Annotated in this window: 17 protein-coding genes and 2 tRNA genes; 11 read left to right on the top strand and 8 right to left on the bottom strand. The window is 69.0% G+C overall.

All coding sequences use genetic code 11. The features are described from left to right. Positions 1-104: 104 nt before the first annotated feature. The 5 genes from BK819_RS14525 (at position 105) to BK819_RS14505 (ending at position 3,219) form a co-directional block, all read left to right on the top strand. A complete protein-coding gene (locus BK819_RS14525) occupies positions 105-1,382 on the top strand; it encodes a sensor histidine kinase (protein ID WP_071329762.1) in 1,278 nt (425 codons plus the stop codon). Beyond that, positions 1,370-2,059: a response regulator transcription factor gene (locus tag BK819_RS14520; RefSeq protein WP_071329761.1), complete on the top strand. Its 690-nt coding sequence runs from the start codon at positions 1,370-1,372 to the stop codon at positions 2,057-2,059. The genes BK819_RS14525 and BK819_RS14520 overlap by 13 nt, the downstream gene beginning before the upstream one ends. Further along, a complete protein-coding gene (locus BK819_RS14515) occupies positions 2,056-2,958 on the top strand; it encodes a DUF4097 family beta strand repeat-containing protein (RefSeq protein WP_177173850.1) in 903 nt (300 codons plus the stop codon). Before BK819_RS14520 ends, BK819_RS14515 begins: the two co-directional genes overlap by 4 nt. An 85-nt stretch (positions 2,959-3,043) precedes the next feature. Further along, positions 3,044-3,117 (top strand) — tRNA-Ile (locus BK819_RS14510). Positions 3,118-3,143: 26 nt separating this feature from the next. Next, positions 3,144-3,219: transfer RNA gene (locus tag BK819_RS14505), tRNA-Ala, on the top strand. Between the two features lie 9 nt (positions 3,220-3,228). On the opposite strand, the gene BK819_RS14500 is transcribed toward BK819_RS14505, so the two are convergent. Then, entirely contained in the window at positions 3,229-4,350 is a 1,122-nt protein-coding gene (locus tag BK819_RS14500; protein ID WP_071329814.1) for a Xaa-Pro peptidase family protein, read from the bottom strand. Positions 4,351-4,400: 50 nt separating this feature from the next. Then, entirely contained in the window at positions 4,401-4,847 is a 447-nt protein-coding gene (locus tag BK819_RS14495; protein ID WP_071329760.1) for a hypothetical protein, read from the bottom strand. Between the two features lie 136 nt (positions 4,848-4,983). Here BK819_RS14495 and BK819_RS14490 point away from each other — a divergent pair, with 136 nt between their 5' ends. Next, positions 4,984-5,406 (top strand): NUDIX hydrolase, encoded by a 423-nt coding sequence (locus BK819_RS14490; RefSeq protein ID WP_071329759.1) that lies wholly within the window; start codon positions 4,984-4,986, stop codon positions 5,404-5,406. Between the two features lie 14 nt (positions 5,407-5,420). Here BK819_RS14490 and BK819_RS14485 read toward each other — a convergent pair whose 3' ends face one another. Continuing rightward, the gene (locus BK819_RS14485) at positions 5,421-5,903 is read right to left on the bottom strand and encodes an aminoacyl-tRNA deacylase (RefSeq protein ID WP_256209483.1); all 483 of its coding nucleotides are present in this window, start codon (positions 5,901-5,903) and stop codon (positions 5,421-5,423) included. After that, positions 5,900-6,397 (bottom strand): hypothetical protein, encoded by a 498-nt coding sequence (locus BK819_RS14480; protein ID WP_025102885.1) that lies wholly within the window; start codon positions 6,395-6,397, stop codon positions 5,900-5,902. Before BK819_RS14480 ends, BK819_RS14485 begins: the two co-directional genes overlap by 4 nt. A 146-nt stretch (positions 6,398-6,543) precedes the next feature. Between BK819_RS14480 and BK819_RS14475 the strand changes: the two genes are divergently transcribed. After that, a complete protein-coding gene (locus BK819_RS14475) occupies positions 6,544-7,101 on the top strand; it encodes a peptidylprolyl isomerase (protein WP_025102886.1) in 558 nt (185 codons plus the stop codon). A 21-nt stretch (positions 7,102-7,122) separates the two neighbouring features. Continuing rightward, the gene (locus BK819_RS14470) at positions 7,123-8,016 is read left to right on the top strand and encodes a rhomboid family intramembrane serine protease (RefSeq protein WP_071329758.1); all 894 of its coding nucleotides are present in this window, start codon (positions 7,123-7,125) and stop codon (positions 8,014-8,016) included. A 151-nt stretch (positions 8,017-8,167) separates the two neighbouring features. On the opposite strand, the gene BK819_RS14465 is transcribed toward BK819_RS14470, so the two are convergent. Further along, complete coding sequence (locus tag BK819_RS14465; RefSeq protein WP_025102888.1) at positions 8,168-8,407, bottom strand: cell division protein CrgA; 240 nt, start codon at positions 8,405-8,407, stop codon at positions 8,168-8,170. 104 nt (positions 8,408-8,511) lie between these two features. Here BK819_RS14465 and BK819_RS14460 point away from each other — a divergent pair, with 104 nt between their 5' ends. Genes BK819_RS14460 through BK819_RS14455 form a run of 3 tightly spaced genes read left to right on the top strand, consistent with a single transcriptional unit; the run spans position 8,512 to position 10,116 of the window. Next, positions 8,512-9,306, top strand: a complete 795-nt coding sequence (locus BK819_RS14460) for a class E sortase (RefSeq protein WP_071329812.1) — start codon at positions 8,512-8,514, stop codon at positions 9,304-9,306. A gap of 25 nt (positions 9,307-9,331) precedes the next feature. Beyond that, complete coding sequence (locus BK819_RS16635) at positions 9,332-9,487, top strand: DUF4175 domain-containing protein (protein WP_136051341.1); 156 nt, start codon at positions 9,332-9,334, stop codon at positions 9,485-9,487. Then, positions 9,484-10,116: an aminodeoxychorismate/anthranilate synthase component II gene (locus BK819_RS14455; RefSeq protein ID WP_071329757.1), complete on the top strand. Its 633-nt coding sequence runs from the start codon at positions 9,484-9,486 to the stop codon at positions 10,114-10,116. The genes BK819_RS16635 and BK819_RS14455 overlap by 4 nt, the downstream gene beginning before the upstream one ends. Positions 10,117-10,134: 18 nt before the next feature. Here BK819_RS14455 and pknB read toward each other — a convergent pair whose 3' ends face one another. The 3 genes from pknB to BK819_RS14440 are packed head-to-tail and all read right to left on the bottom strand — an operon-like array spanning position 10,135 to position 15,073. Continuing rightward, positions 10,135-11,826 carry a Stk1 family PASTA domain-containing Ser/Thr kinase gene (pknB, locus tag BK819_RS14450; protein WP_071329756.1) on the bottom strand — a complete coding sequence of 564 codons (1,692 nt, stop codon included), beginning with the start codon at positions 11,824-11,826 and terminating at the stop codon, positions 10,135-10,137. A 44-nt stretch (positions 11,827-11,870) separates the two neighbouring features. Continuing rightward, positions 11,871-13,622, bottom strand: coding sequence for a serine/threonine-protein kinase (locus tag BK819_RS14445; protein ID WP_083391817.1), 1,752 nt, complete (start codon positions 13,620-13,622; stop codon positions 11,871-11,873). Next, positions 13,619-15,073 (bottom strand): penicillin-binding protein 2, encoded by a 1,455-nt coding sequence (locus tag BK819_RS14440; RefSeq protein WP_071329754.1) that lies wholly within the window; start codon positions 15,071-15,073, stop codon positions 13,619-13,621. The genes BK819_RS14445 and BK819_RS14440 overlap by 4 nt, the downstream gene beginning before the upstream one ends.

The following is a 15,073-nucleotide window of genomic DNA, read 5'->3' as shown; positions in this document are numbered from 1 at the left end:
GTAAAGCAGATCCTCGTCGTCCGCACACCCAGTAGGGAAAACCCGAAGGCGAGTGTCCGGTTGCCTCGGTGGGCGGTGCCGCGGCCCGGCCCTACCGTGGAACCATGACCACACAGACTGCGATCCCGGCCTCCGCGGCAGCGGCCTCGCCGCCATTGCGCCTCCCCCTCACCATCCTGCACCTGGCGGGTGCGGGGGTGATCGGCGGCGGCGTGATCGGCGTGCTCGGCGGGCTCCTCGGAGCGGGGATCGGCCTTCTCATCGTCTTCGGCGTCGGCGTCTTCCTCCTCGTGGGACTGGTGTACGCCCTCTTCGGCGTCGGCTGGTTCGAGGTGGAGCGCGTCGCCGGCCTCTACCGGGTGCCCACTGTTCCGCTCCGCCTGCGACCGCGTGAGCGCTCCGGGTTCGGCGGGTGGCTCCGTACCCTCGGCCGGCAGTCGATCGACGGTCGGATGTGGCGAGCGGTCGCGAACTTCGTCATCACGGCCGTTCTCGGCTTCTTCGTGCTGCGGCTGTTCTGGACCCTCGTGTGGTCGGCGATCATCGCGTTCGCGCCGCTGACCCCGGCCGAGACCATCCGGGCGCCGTTCGTTGGGGCGGAGATCCCGGCGTCGTGGGCCCCGCTCATCGGCATCCTCGGTGTCGTCGTTTCGGTCGGCGCGATCATCGGCCTCGCCTTCCTGGCGCGGACCCTGGCCCTGGCCATCGTGGCGCGGGCCCGGGAGGCGGAGCTCACCGAACGGGTGCGGGCCTCCACCGCCCAGCGGGAGGGAGCCGTGCGCGCCGCGGATGTCGAGCGCACCCGCATCGAGCGGGATCTGCACGACGGCGTCCAGCCCCGACTCGTCTCGGTGGGCATGACTCTCGGGCTCGCCCAGCAGAAGATCGACAGCGATCCCGCCGCGGCGAAAGTGCTGATCTCCGAGGCGCACACCTCCACCAAGGCGGCGATCACCGAGTTGCGGCAGCTCGCTCGCGGCATCCACGCGTCCGTCCTCGATGATCGCGGACTCGATGCGGCGCTGTCCGCGCTCGCCAGCCGCTCCCCCATCCCGGTGCAGCTCGACGTGCGGATGGATCCGTCGGCTCCGCGGCCGGCGCGGGAGGCGGAGGCGGCGGTGTACTTCTCCATCGCCGAGTCGCTGACCAACGCGGCGAAGCACTCCCGAGCGAGCGAGGCGCGGGTCACGGTCCGCCTCCGCGAGGGGGGCATCCTGTGGGCACGGGTCGAGGACAACGGCATGGGCGGCGCGCAGGTGCTCCCGGGCGGCGGCCTCGACGGCATCGCCAACCGGATCCTCGCCGCCGGCGGGACTTTCCGCCTCGACAGCCCGCAGGGCGGTCCGACCAGCCTGGAGGTGAACGTGCCATGCGCATCCTGATCTGCGAGGACTCCGTCCTCCTGCGCGAGGGGCTTGTGCGTCTGCTCGAGGACGCCGGTCATGAGGTGGTCGCCGCCCTCACCGACACCACCGATCTCCGAGCCACTGTGGCATCCGCGTCCCCGGACCTCTGCATCCTCGATGTGCGGCTCCCGCCGACGTACACCGACGAGGGCATCCGCGCGGCGCTCGACCTCCGGACCGTGCACCCGGCGCTCGCCATCCTCGTGCTCTCGCAGTACGTGGAGGAGCGCTACGCGTCCGACCTCATCGCCGCGCAGGGCGGTCCGCTCGGCTACCTCCTGAAGGATCGGGTGGCGGATGTCGCCGAGTTCATCGATTCGGTGCAGCGGATCGCCGACGGCGCCACCGTCCTCGACCCCGAGGTCGTCGCGCAGCTGCTGACCCGCCGCAACCGTGACGACCGCATGATGCGGCTCACGGAGCGCGAGCGGACGGTGCTCGCGCTCATCGCGGAGGGGAAGTCGAACCAGGCGATCGCGGGGCTCCTCTTCCTCTCGGAGGCGAGCGTCGAGAAGCACATCACCTCCATCTTCCAGAAGCTGGGCTTCGAGCAGGGCGAGTCGGGCAACCGCCGCGTCCTCGCCGCTCTCGCCCACATCGAGAACACGGGCGGCACGTCGCCGTCGAACGGCCAGACAGGAGCCACACGATGACCACCGAGAACCCCGGAGCACAGGGCGGGCACACCCCGCTCACTCCCCCGCCGTCGCCGGCGACGTCCCCCGCGTCGGGTGCGCCCGAGCCGGGCCGGTCGTCCGGCGCGACCGGGATCCTGGTCCTCACCGCCGTCGTCGGAGGCATCGCTCTCGTCGGGGCCGGCGGGACGGCTGCGGTGGCCGCGACGGGTACCCTCCTCTCGTCGAACCGGGCGGATGCCGTCCAGACGCTCGATGTCGACGGAATCACGGCGATCGACCTCGACGCGGATGCGAGCATGGTCCGCATCGAGTTCGCGAACATCGACGAGGCCGAGCTCTCGGTCGCCAACGGCCGCGGGACGGGCTGGACCTTCGAGCGCGAGGGCGACCAGATGGTCGTCCGCAGTCCCCAGCCGGTCTTCGGCTGGTGGTTCGGCAACTGGTTCGGCGAGGAGGAGCGCGTGGTCCTCACCCTGCCGGAGGAGCTCAGCGGGACCGACCTCGGGGCGAACCTCACGCTCGACGCGGGCTCTCTCGACGTGTCCGGCGAGTTCGGGACGTTGGAGGTGCAGGTCAATGCGGGATCGCTGGACATCGCGGGCGCGGCGGAGGTGTTCGACGTGCAGATGAACGCCGGTCGCGCCGACGTCCTCCTCGACGGCGTGACGCAGGCGGACCTCGGGATCGCGGCGGGCGACCTCACGGTCGAGCTCACCGGCGAGGGGCCGTCCGCGACCACTATCGATGTGAACGCCGGGTCGCTCAACCTGACCCTCCCGGACGTCGACTACCGCATCCGGCAGGACGTCAGCGCCGGGTCGTTCGACGCCACCGTGGACGAGTCCTCCGGTGCGCGGCGCACGATCGATGTCTCTCTCGCCGCGGGCCGCATCAGCATCCAGCCGGGTCGGTGAACGGAGCGAGAGCGAGGCCCCGGGGAGGGGCCTCGCTCTCGATTCGGATTTTCGCCGAAACTCCGGTAAAGTTCTGGAGGTTGACGGGGCTATAGCTCAGGCGGTTAGAGCGCTTCACTGATAATGAAGAGGTCCCAGGTTCAAGTCCTGGTAGCCCCACCCTTTCAATTCAAGAATTCCCTCACGGGGCCTTAGCTCAGTTGGTAGAGCGCCTGCTTTGCAAGCAGGATGTCAGGAGTTCGAATCTCCTAGGCTCCACCATCCTCTCCCTCACCGGTCGGTCGCCGTGAGTTCATGCGGTGCCGTGTTCAGGCGCTCGGCGCCGTCCGCCGTCACGACCACGATGTCCTCGATGCGGGCGCCCCATTCGCCGGCGAAGTAGATGCCGGGCTCGATGCTGAAGGCCATGCCCTCGCGGAGCACGAGGTCGTTGCCGGGGGCGATGTACGGCTCCTCGTGCACCGAGACGCCGATCCCGTGACCCGTGCGATGTAGGAACGCCTCGCCGAGCCCCGCCTCCGCGAGAACCGACCGGGCGGCCGCGTCGACCTCCGCCGCCGTGACCCCGGGGCGCACCGCATCCACGGCGGCCTGCTGCGCCCGGACAAGGGTGGCGATCCGATCTGCGGCTGCCGGATCGGGCGTTCCGACGACGTAGGTCCTCGTGCTGTCCGAGTTGTAGCCGCTCGGAACGGCTCCCCCGATGTCGACCACGACGATGTCGCCGTCCTCGATCACCCGGTCAGAGACCTCGTGATGGGGGTCGGCGCCGTTGGGCCCCGACCCGACGATGACGAACTCGACCGTCCGATGCCCCTCCTCCACGATCGCCGCGGCGATGTCGGCGGCGACCTCGCGTTCGGTGCGGCCGGCGCGCAGCCATCCGGGCACGCGGCGGTGCACGGCATCGATGGCCGCGCCGGCGCGACGCAATTCGGCGATCTCCTCCTCGTCCTTGACCATCCGGCCTTCCCGGAGCACCGGAGTGGCGAGTTCGAGCCGGGCTTGCAGGCGATCGCCGATCGGCACGACGTGCAGCGCGGGAAGCGAATCTGACACCCCGACGCGCGAGACGGGACTGGTGGCCGCGGCGACGAGGGCGTACGGATCGTCGCCGTCGACCCAATCGGCGACGGTCAGTCCGAGCTCTCCGACGGCCGTGCTGCGCACCTTGGCGAGCTCCATCCGGGGGACGATGAGCGTCGCCGTGCCCTGCGGCGGCAGGACGAGGGCGGTCAGCCGCTCGATGGTGTCACCCTCGACACCGAGGAGGTACTGCAGGTCGGGGCCGGGGCCGACGATGATCGCGTCGAGGCCGGCCTTCCGGGCGCGCTCCTGCGCGCGTGCGAGACGGCGGGCGTAGACGGCGGCGGAGAAGGGAAGGGTACTCACAGGCACCACGCTAATGCGCGCGACCCCGCTGCGTCAGACCCTCTTCGAGCTCAACTGATCGCCTGGCGGATGCGCCCGGCGAGGAACTCGAGATCCTGCTCCGTGAGCGCGGTCACCGCGTACGCGGTCGGCCAGACGGTGCCGTCGTCGAGGTTCGAGATCGGCTCGAATCCAAAGGTGCCGTAGCGGACCTTGAACTTGCTCGCGGGCTGGAAGAAGCACAGCACCTTGCCGTCCCGGCCCCACGCCGGCATGCCGTAGTACGTGCGGGGCACGAGCTCCGGCGCCACCTCGGAGACCAGCGCGTGCAGCTTCTCGGCGAGCAGCCTGTCCTCGTCGGTGAGCTTCGCGACCGCCTCTTTGAGGTCGGCCTCCCCGGCGGCGCGGAGTTCCTCCGGCGACTTCTTGGCCCGCGAGCGTCGAGTGCGCGCCTCCTTCGCGGCCGCCTGCATGGCCTCGCGTTCCTCGGCGGTGAAGTTCTTCTCGGTGTCGGCCATGATGTTCCTCTCGTGCGGCCTGGATGATGCTCCCAGCGTAAGGACGACGCGCGGTGCCGTGCTTCTCGATTCGTGATCGATCGCGTCCGCCGTCACGCGACGGGACGCAGCTCGATACCCGGATAGTGTGTGACGCATGGACCTGCGCGTCGCCGCATACGGGGTCGTCACCGACGAGGGTGGACGCCTGCTGCTGGCGCGATGGACGGAGGGTCGGCGCATCGCGTGGACGCTTCCCGGCGGGGGACTGGAACCGGGTGAGCCACCGGAGGATGCCGTGCGCCGGGAGCTCCGAGAGGAGACCGGCTACACCGTCCGCGTCGGCTCACTCCTCGGCATCCACTCCCGTGTCATCCCCGCAGGGCGGCGCGTGCAGAAGTCGCCTGATCCCCTGCATACCCTCCGGATCGTCTATCGCGCGGAGGTCACTGGCGGGAAGCTGCGCTGGGAGACGGACGGCTCCACCGACCGGGCGGAGTGGTTCGCTCTCTCCGCCGTCGCCGGGCTGCAGCGCGTTCGGCTGGTCGACATCGCGCTGCGGATGGCCGGCCTGCTCTGAGGTCCCGGCGGTCGTCAGCGCTCGTCGGGCACCGAGATGTCGGCGACGGTCGCGCCGTACGCCGCGATGAGGTCGTCGGCGTCGACGAAGAGGCTGTAGCCGTGCGCGCCCGCTCCCATCGCGACCCGCTCGCCGACGATGGACGCGTCGGCGTAGACCGGCCAGTCGGTGGTGCTGCCGATCGGGACGATGGTTCCGCGCTCGTAGCCGGTTGCCGCGAGAGCGAGCTCGGGTTCGGGCAGGCGGAGCTTGTTCACTCCCACGACGGCCCGCAGCTTCGGCCACGAGATGGACCGCCCACCGGGGATGAGCGCGAACAGATAGGTGTCGTCAGAGCGCTTGACCACGAGGGTCTTCACGATGCCGGACGGCGGGATGCCGAGGATCTCGGCGGCTTCGACGAGGCTACGCGCCTGCGGCCGCTCGCGGATCTCGATGTCGAGTCCGCGGGCGGCCGCAGCATCCCTCACCCGCGCGTGCGGGTCGGGAGTGGTCACGCGTCGGGAGCCGACAGCGGGTCGTCGGCGACCCAGAGTTCGTCGTCGGCCCGCAGCGCCTGCCAGGCGGCGTACAGAACGCCGACGGCGGCCGCAGCACCCAGGACGATGGCGATGACGGATCCGAGACCGGGACCCTTCTTCTGCGAGACGGCCTTGCGGGCCTTGTACTCGACGCCGTGGCGCTTCGCGTTGGCGACGTCCCACGCGGTCAGCGCGGTGCCGACGACGCCGCCCACGATCGGGACGACCTTGTCGTCCACGACGTGCTTTCCGGCCTTGACCGAGCGGTCAACGACCGGGGCCACGCGGCGGTTGTACGTGTCCTGGACCACCGGGACGATCTGCTCGCGATTGAAGTTGCCGAGCTGGCGACCCGCCTCACGAGCGACGTCGGCAGCGTGGCCGACGAGCACCTGCTGGTCTTCCCACAGCTGGTTCGCGTCCTTCTGAAGACGACGAAGCTGCTTCTTCCGCTTGCGGCTGAGGCTCACGATGCTCTCCTGTCCATTGGAGTACGGGTTCCCCATCTTGCCACGAGAGGCTGGATGCGGCGAGGGAATCGCCCGCCCCTTGCATCATCGGCTCCTGCGTTGTACACGCCCGGCCCGCTCACCGGAAGCTCTGCGAGAATGAACGCATGGTTCACGCTTCCCACGTCGCAACTCTGCACACCAACCACGGTGACATCGTCATCAACCTCTTCGGCGACCACGCCCCGAAGACGGTCAAGAACTTCGTCGGCCTCGCCGACGGCTCCCAGGAGTGGACGCACCCCGCCACCGGCAAGCCGGGCGAGGGTCCCCTCTACAAGGACGTCATCTTCCACCGCATCATCCCGAACTTCATGATCCAGGGCGGCGACCCGCTCGGCCAGGGCGTGGGCGGTCCGGGGTACAACTTCGACGACGAGATCAACAACGAGCTCAACTTCAACGAGCCCTACATCCTCGCGATGGCCAACGCGGGCCTCCGCCGCAACGCCATCACCGGCAAGGTCGAGGGCACCAACGGCTCGCAGTTCTTCATCACCACGGACCCGACCCCGTGGCTGCAGGGCAAGCACACGATCTTCGGCGAGGTCGCCGACGACGCATCGCGCAAGGTCGTCGACGCGATCTCCGCGGTCCCGACGGCTGCGGGTGACCGCCCGATCGAGCCCGTCGTGCTGCAGTCGATCGACATCGTCGCCGCCTGACGACAGCGACGGCCGATCCGGATGACGACGCCCGAGTTCACGAACAACCGTGAGAACTTCTGCTACCGGCATCCGGATCGGCAGTCCTTCGTGCTCTGCCAGCGGTGCCTGCGCACCATCTGCCCCGAGTGTCAGACGCCCGCCCCGGTCGGCGTCATCTGCCCGGAGTGCATGAACGCGGAGCGCAAGAACCGCACCCCCGCCCAGAAGAAGGCCGCGCGTCGGTGGCGCGGTGGTGGGGCCACGACCATGGGTGCCGTGCGCAGCGGCAAGCCCGTCATCACATACGTCCTGCTGGCGGTGACATCGTTCATCGGCCTCGTGCAGCTCATCCCCGGGCTCAACGCCCCGATCATCCAGGCCCTCGGCTTCTACGCGCCGTTCCTCTACCCCAACCTCTCCCTCCTGCCGTTCGAGCCGTGGCGACTGCTGACCGTGCTGTTCGTGCACGGCGGCTTCGTGCATCTCGCATTGAACATGCTCGCCCTGTGGATGCTCGGACAGAATCTCGAACCGATGCTGGGGCGCGCGCGTTACCTCGCGCTGTATCTCATCAGCGGCCTCGGCGGATCCGTCGCGGTGGCCGTCCTGGCACCGGAGACGTGGACGGTCGGCGCATCGGGGGCGATCTTCGGACTCCTGGCTTCGCTCCTGATCATCGGGCGCCACATCGGGGCCAATGTCACGGGGATCCTCGTGATCCTCGGGATCAACTTCGCCTTCGGGTTCTTCGCCGGCGGCATCTCCTGGCAGGCGCACCTCGGCGGGGCGATCACGGGCGCTCTCGTGGCGCTCATCTATGTACGGACGAAGCGCCGCGACCAGCGGACCTGGCAGATCGTCTTCCTCGCTGCGCTGGTGGTGCTGTTGATCGTCCTCGTCGCCGTCGTGCCGCCCCTGCTCCTTTTGGCCTGATCCTGAGTTGTTAACAGGGTTGTTAACCCCTGTGAATAACATCGGTGTAATTCTCCCCAGTGTGGGGATAACTTGTGGATAACTCCACGCCTGCCGCACAGACGAAGGAACCCCTCGCCGAAGAGGCGAGGGGTTCCTTCGTTCTGAGCGGTCAGCGCCAGCGTGTGGTCATGAGGAATCCGATGAGGGCGATGCCCAGGCCGATGGCCAGGTTCCAGTTGTCGAGGCCGGGGATCGGGAACTGCATGCCCGAGATGTAGAAGACGAGGATCCACGCGAGGCCGAGCAGCATGAAGCCGATCATCACCGGCTTGAACCAGACGGCGTTGGGAGCGGCGTCGCCTTCGGCGCGCTCGACGGCGGGTTCTTCGGTCTTGCGGTCACGTGCCATGCCGTCATTGTACCCGGGAGACCTCGGCGCCGACGAGACGTGAGGACGCGGATCGGCGGTGTCCCGACTCCTGCTGCACAGGTCGGGCGGATATGATCACGCCCATGACTGCATCTGTCGTGCCTGGGGGGCGGCGCGAACGGCGGCAGCGACGACGGTCGCGCGCCACGTTCGCGAGCGTGCTCGGCGAACTCCTCCTGACCGCGGGCGTCGTCGTCCTCCTCTTCGTCGCGTGGCAGATGTGGATCGGCGACATCATCATCGCGGCCCAGAAGAACGAGGAGGGCGCCGCGATCTCACAGCAGCTCGCCGCGGGCGAGGCGCCCGAACTGCCGCCACTGGTCGAGACGGACGACGGAGAGACCGTCTACGAGGCGCCCGTCCCTGCGGCCCCGGCCGACGGGGAGTGGTTCGGACAGATGCACATCCCCCGGTTCGGCGCCGACTACAACTTCGGCATCTACGGTGGCACGAGTCGCGCGCGCACTCTCGACCAGAAGGGCATCGGCGTCTACACGCAGTCGAAGATGCCGGGAGAGGTGGGGAACTTCTCCCTCGCCGGCCATCGGACCACCTGGGGGAAGCCGTTCAACCAGCTCGACAAGCTGCACGTGGGTGACGCGATCGTCGTGGAGACCCGTGACGGCTGGTACACCTACCGGTTCCGCACCCTGGAGTACGTGAAGCCGACGCAGACCGACGTGCTCGCCGACGTGCCGCAGATGCCGGAGCAGCAGACGGGGGAGCAGTACATCACCCTGACGGCGTGTTCACCGCTGTACTCTCTCGCCGAGAGGATCGTCGCCTACGGGGTGTTCGAGAGCTTCCAGCCGCGAGCCGAGGGACCCCCGCCCGCTCTGACCGACCCGCCGCCCCCGCCGGCCGCACCGTCCGTGTGACCCGCCTCCAGGAGAGAGAAGACCCATGTACGCCGCACTCTGGCGCCTGCTGCCCGGCCCGTGGTGGCTGCGCGTCCTCATCCTGCTCGTGGTGATCGCCGCGGTGCTGTACGCGCTGTTCTGGTACGTGTTCCCCTGGGTCAGCCCGCTCATCGCCCCGGGCGAAGTCGACGTCGAATGACGAGGGTGCTCGTGGTCGACAACCACGACAGTTTCGTGCACACTCTCGTGGGTTATCTCCGCGAGCTCGGTGCGGACACCACGCTCGTGGAGTCCGATGCGACCGAGGCGGTCGAGATCGAGGAGCTTCTGGGCGCGCATGACGCACTCCTGCTCTCCCCCGGGCCGGGGGCTCCTGCCGATGCAGGCGTTTCGATCGACGCTGCTCGCATCGCGGTGCGTCGGGGGGTCCCCACACTCGGAGTGTGTCTCGGGCATCAGGTCATCGGGGCCGCTTTCGGTACGGCGGTCCGGTCTGCTCCCCAGGTCATGCACGGCATGGTCTCGGCGGTCCGCCACGACGGCTCCGCCCTGTTCGCGGGCATCCCCTCACCTTTCGACGTGGGGCGGTATCACTCGCTCGCGCTGTCCGCGGCAGACCTGCCCGACGATCTCGCGGTCATCGCCACCGCCCCGGACGGCACCGTGATGGCGGTGGCGCACCGGACGCTGCCGCTGCACGGGGTGCAGTTCCATCCGGAGAGCGTTCTCACCCGAGGGGGCTACCGGCTCCTCGCCAACTGGCTGCGCCTCTGCGGCGACGAGGGGGCCGTCGCCCGCTCCGGCCTTCTCGATCCGCTGATGCGCTGAGCCGCGGCGCGTGCCGCGTCAGGACCCGGTGCAGTAGCGGAGTTCGACCGACGACCCGACGGGGACATCGCCCGGAGCGATGGACATCGAGTGCACCGTCGCCGGATCCGTCGCCGGGCACTCCGGCGCCTCGGTCGGCACCGGAGTGAGTCCCAGGTCGTCGAGCGCCTGCGTCGCCGAGTCCATGGACCAGCCGACGACGTTGTTCAGCGTGACCTTCCCGCTGGCGACCTCGAGGTTCACGACGGTGCCCGGAGCCACCTCGGCCTCCGCCTGCTCGCTCGCCGTCATCACCGTGTTGGCGGCGAGACCCTTGTCATTGCGTCGCGTCACCGTGCCGAGTTCGAGGCCGGCGGCCTTCAGCGCCTTCGTCGCGGCATCGAGGGACATCCCCTCGAGCTTCGGCACGACCACCGTCTCCTCGCCGGAGGACACGTAGAGGGTGACCGTCGAGCCCTTCTCCACGGACACGCCGCCCTCGGGATCCGTGCGGATGACGTTGCCCTCGGCGATCGACGGGCTCGATTCGATGACGATCTTCGAGGAGAGGTCCAGTTCGGCGAGGTCGTCCTGCGCGCGCTCCGAGGCGACGTTCGTCAGATCAGGCACGAGCCTCGAGGTGCTCGGCACGTCGGCGGGGCGCATGCTGATGGTCCAGACCCAGAACAGCACGGATGCCAGGAGCACCGCCAGCAGCGCGACTCCCGCCCAGATCCACGCGACGGGCGGTCCCGACTGCGTGCGGGCCATCGTGGTGTCGGTGCTGAGCTGTCGCAGGGACCGCGCCGTCTCCTGCGCCTGGCGCGGACTCGGTCCATAGAGCTCGCTCGTCAGGGCGCCGATCTGCTTGCGCGTGGGGGCGGCGCCGGTCACCGCGGCGTCCAGAGCGGCGCGGAAGTGGGCGGCGTCCGGATACCGCTGATACGGGTCCTTCGCGAGGGCGCGCAACACGATCGGGTCGAGGGCTGCGGGCGACTCCTCGTTGACCTCGGAGGGCGGGACGGGTGTCTCGCTGACGTGCTGGTAGGCGACGGCGACCGGCGACTCGCCGCGGAACGGCTGCCGTCCGGTCAGCAGCTCGTAGAGCACGACGCCTGTGGAGTAGAGGTCGGCACGAGCATCGACCGGCTCGCCCTTGGCCTGCTCGGGCGAGAAGTAGGCGGCAGTGCCGATGATCTGAGTGGTCTCGGCCACGGTCGAGGAGGAGTCGGACACCGCGCGGGCGATGCCGAAGTCCATCACCTTCACCTGGCCCTTGTCAGTGACCATGACGTTGCCCGGTTTGATGTCGCGGTGAACGACTCCGGCGCGGTGGGAATAGTCCAGCGCTTCGAGAATCCCGTCGACGTAGCGCACCGCATCTTCGACGGGCACGGGGCCGTCGGCGATGATCTTCTTGAGCAGGGTGCCCTTGACCAGCTCCATCACGATGTACGGCGGCTCGTCCGAGGAGCTGTCGACCGTGGAGGGGTCGCCGGCGTCGTACACCCGCACGATCGACGGGTGCGACATGCGCGACGCCGACTGTGCCTCCAGCCGGAACCGGGTTCGGAAACTGGTGTCGCGGGCGAGATCAGGATCGAGGATCTTGATCGCGATCTCGCGGCCGAGGGTCAAATCGTACCCGCGGTACACCTTCGCCATCCCGCCGTGCCCGATGAGCTCGTCGACGCGGTACCGGCCCGCGATGACTCGTGGCTCTGTGGACACGGATGACCCCCTGGAAACGACTATGGCTGGACTGGATACTCAGGCTACCCTTGGGCGCCGTCCTCGCCGTCACCCGCGCCGTCCTCCGGGGCCACGATCGTGACGGACAGCGGCGGGGAGGCGTTCGACGTGCGCTGGTCGCCACCGGAGCAGAGTCCCTGATACGTCGCGATGAGCTGCTTCCCCACGGCGTCGCCGACCGTCACCTGCGCGTTGCGCTCCGTCGGCTGGAAGTTCGGCCCACCCGAAGCGAAGGTGCCGTTCTGCAGCGAGACGACGTAGCCGGACAGCGTCGTGCCACTGGGGCAGGTGAAACCCGTGCCCCAGGAGATCGTCACGGTGCTGCCGGCGATCGGGTCGCCGGTGATCGTGGGAACGTCCGTCGGCGTCGGCAACGGCGTGCGGCCCGCGTAGACCGTGAGGGCGATGGGGGTCGTGGTCGCGACATTCCCCTCCGGCTGCACCCGGTAGACCTTGCCGACATCGCCGTCGGTGGGGGCGGGGTCGCCCTCACCGCAGGCGATGTCGGAGAACCCGGCTTCCTTGAGCGTCGCGGTGGCGGTGCCGCAGTCCATGCCGTTGAGCCCGAGAGCGGTCACGTCGACGCGTGTCTCTTCAGGAGTCGGCGGCGGGGTCGGCGTCTCGGACTCGACCCGCGTGGGTGTGCGGCTCACGGACCCGGTGGGGTCGGGGTCGGCGTCCTTGCCCTGGTTGCCGAACAGTGCCCACAGCGTGCCGGCGACGACGATGAGCAGCAGGACGAGCAACGCGATCAGCGGCCACGTCCAGGCGCTCTTCTTCTTCTTTTTCTTTTCCTGCTCTTCCGCGACGGCCTCGTCGGTGGGCAGCTGCGCGGTGGTGGGCAGGATTCGCGTCGTGCCGTCGTCGCCGGTCGCGGTCAGCATCCGCGTGGCGTCGTCGTCCCCGGTGATGCCGCCCGTCGCGATGGCGGGCACGGCGATGGCGGCGGAGTTCAGGTCTCCGCGGCGGAGGGCCTGGGCAGCCCGGGCGACCGTGGCCGAGGAGGACGGGCGGTCCGCCGGCTTCTTCGCGATCATCGCCATGACGAGGTTCTGCACCGGGATCGGCACCGTCGGCGGCAGCGGTGGCGGCTGCTCGTTGATCTGCGCCATGGCGATCGCCACCTGCGATTCGCCGGTGAAGGGGCGCTTGCCGGCGAGGCACTCGTACGCGACGATGCCCAGCGAGTACGTGTCGGTCGCAGGGGAGGCGGGGTGGCCAGATGCCTGCTCCGGCGACAGGTACTGCACTGTGCCCATCACCTGCCCGGTCGCCGTGAGCGGGACCTGATCGGCGATGCGGGCGATACCGAAGTCGGTGATCTTCACGCGACCGTCCGGCGTGATGAGGAGGTTTCCCGGCTTGATGTCGCGGTGCACGAGACCCGCCGCGTGTGCGGCCTGGAGGGCCGAAGCGGTCTGCGCGACGATGTCGAGCGTCTTGTCGGCACTCAGCGCGCCGTCCCGCTCGAGGATCGTCGAGAGGGCTTCACCCGGAACGAGCTCCATGACGAGGTAGGCGCTGCCGTTCTCCTCGCCGTAGTCGAACACGCTGGCGATGCCCTCGTGGTTGACGAGCGCGGCGTGACGCGCCTCCGCGCGGAATCGCTCGAGGAACCCGGGGTCCCCCATGTACTCGTCCTTGAGGATCTTGATGGCGACGGTGCGCCCGATGACGTGATCCGTCGCCTCCCACACCTCGCCCATGCCGCCGATCGCAATCCGCGACTGCAGCTCGTAGCGACCACCGAACGACACACCCTGCGTCGGCCTCATCTGCCCAGCACCGCCTCTATGACCTTCTTCGCAATCGGAGCGGCGATGGTGTCCCCGCTTCCTGATTGACCCTGTCCGCCGCCGTTCTCGACGACGACCGCTACCGCGACCGCGGGGTCGTCCGCGGGGGCGAACCCCGTGAACCACAGCGTGTGCGGCCTGTTTCCGTTCTCCGCCGTTCCGGTCTTACCGGCCACGTCGACCCCGTCTATTCTTGCACCCTGCGCCGCGCCGTTTGAGACGCTGGCCACCATGGCGGAGGTCACCTCGTCCGCCACGTCCGGCTCCATCGCGCGGCCGAACTCGGTGCTGTCGAACGACCGGATCACCGAGAGGTCGTTGCCGATCACGGCGTCGACCATCTGCGGGTTCATCACGACGCCGTCGTTGGCGATGCCGGCGGAGACCATGGCGATCTGCAGGGGCGTCGCGGTCACCTGTCCCTGCCCGAATCCGGTGAGGGCGGTCTGCGCGTCGTCGAGTCCCTGGGGGTAGCTCGAGGGCGTCGAGGTGAGCGGGATGTCGAAGCTACGGTTGAACCCGAACTTCTCCGCCATCTCCCGGATCGTGTCATCGCCGAGCTCGACCGCGAGCTCGGCCATGGGGATGTTGCAGCTGAGACGGATCGCTTCGGCGATCGTGACCGTCGCGCCGGAGCCGCAGGTGCCGCCCCACGCGTTGGAGACGCGACTGTTCGAGCCCGGCAGCGTGTACGAGGCGGGGTTGGGGAGGGTCGACTCCGGCGTCCACTCGCCACTGGCGTAGGCGGCCGCCGCCACGACGATCTTGAAGGTCGACCCCGGGGGATTGAGATCACCGGCGATCGCGCGGTTCGACAGCGGCTTGCCGGGGTCGGCCACGAGCTGGTCGTAGGTCGCGTTGGCGGCGTTCGCGTCGTGGGTCGCCATGCTGTTGGTGTCGAAGCCCGGAGTGGACGCCAGCGCGAGGATGCGCCCGGTCTTCGGGTCCATCGCGACGACGGCGCCCTGCAGGCCGTCCAGGGCCTCGGTGGCGGCGCGCTGCGCTGCCGTGTTCAACGACAGCTCGACGCTGAATCCGCGCTGCGGTTGACCGGAGAGGATCCGCTCGATCTCTGCGAAGAACGCGTTGGAGCCGGTTCCGGAGAGGTCGGCGTTCATCGCCTCCTCGATCCCGGTGCTGGAGCCGAGCGCGGGGTTGAAGTAGCCGGTGACGGGCTCCCACATCTCGGCGTCGGTGTACACGCGCTGGAATCGGTACTGGTCGTCGCTGGGGACCGAGTTGGCGATCGCCGTGCCGTCGACGATGATCGCGCCGCGCTGGATCTCGTAGCTGTCCAGCCGGGTGCGCTTGTTGTGTGGATTCTGCGACAGGCCGTCCGTCTCGACGACCTGGATCCAGCTCGTCGCGGCGAACAGCGCGATGAACATGAACAGCATGACGATGCTGAGTCTGCGGAGTTCTCGTGTCAT

The organism is Microbacterium sp. LCT-H2, assembly GCF_001866135.1.
GTDB lineage: Bacteria > Actinomycetota > Actinomycetes > Actinomycetales > Microbacteriaceae > Microbacterium.
This window is presented reverse-complemented; position numbering and strand designations above follow the sequence as displayed.

Coding starts and splice junctions, on each gene's coding strand:
- BK819_RS14525 (WP_071329762.1), top strand. CDS start 105: ATGACCACACAGACTGCGATCCCGGCCTCCGCGGCAGCGGCCTCGCCG.
- BK819_RS14520 (WP_071329761.1), top strand. CDS start 1,370: ATGCGCATCCTGATCTGCGAGGACTCCGTCCTCCTGCGCGAGGGGCTT.
- BK819_RS14515 (WP_177173850.1), top strand. CDS start 2,056: ATGACCACCGAGAACCCCGGAGCACAGGGCGGGCACACCCCGCTCACT.
- BK819_RS14495 (WP_071329760.1), bottom strand. CDS start 4,847: ATGGCCGACACCGAGAAGAACTTCACCGCCGAGGAACGCGAGGCCATG.
- BK819_RS14490 (WP_071329759.1), top strand. CDS start 4,984: ATGGACCTGCGCGTCGCCGCATACGGGGTCGTCACCGACGAGGGTGGA.
- BK819_RS14475 (WP_025102886.1), top strand. CDS start 6,544: ATGGTTCACGCTTCCCACGTCGCAACTCTGCACACCAACCACGGTGAC.
- BK819_RS14470 (WP_071329758.1), top strand. CDS start 7,123: ATGACGACGCCCGAGTTCACGAACAACCGTGAGAACTTCTGCTACCGG.
- BK819_RS14465 (WP_025102888.1), bottom strand. CDS start 8,407: ATGGCACGTGACCGCAAGACCGAAGAACCCGCCGTCGAGCGCGCCGAA.
- BK819_RS14460 (WP_071329812.1), top strand. CDS start 8,512: ATGACTGCATCTGTCGTGCCTGGGGGGCGGCGCGAACGGCGGCAGCGA.
- BK819_RS16635 (WP_136051341.1), top strand. CDS start 9,332: ATGTACGCCGCACTCTGGCGCCTGCTGCCCGGCCCGTGGTGGCTGCGC.
- BK819_RS14455 (WP_071329757.1), top strand. CDS start 9,484: ATGACGAGGGTGCTCGTGGTCGACAACCACGACAGTTTCGTGCACACT.
- BK819_RS14445 (WP_083391817.1), bottom strand. CDS start 13,622: ATGAGGCCGACGCAGGGTGTGTCGTTCGGTGGTCGCTACGAGCTGCAG.
- BK819_RS14440 (WP_071329754.1), bottom strand. CDS start 15,073: ATGACACGAGAACTCCGCAGACTCAGCATCGTCATGCTGTTCATGTTC.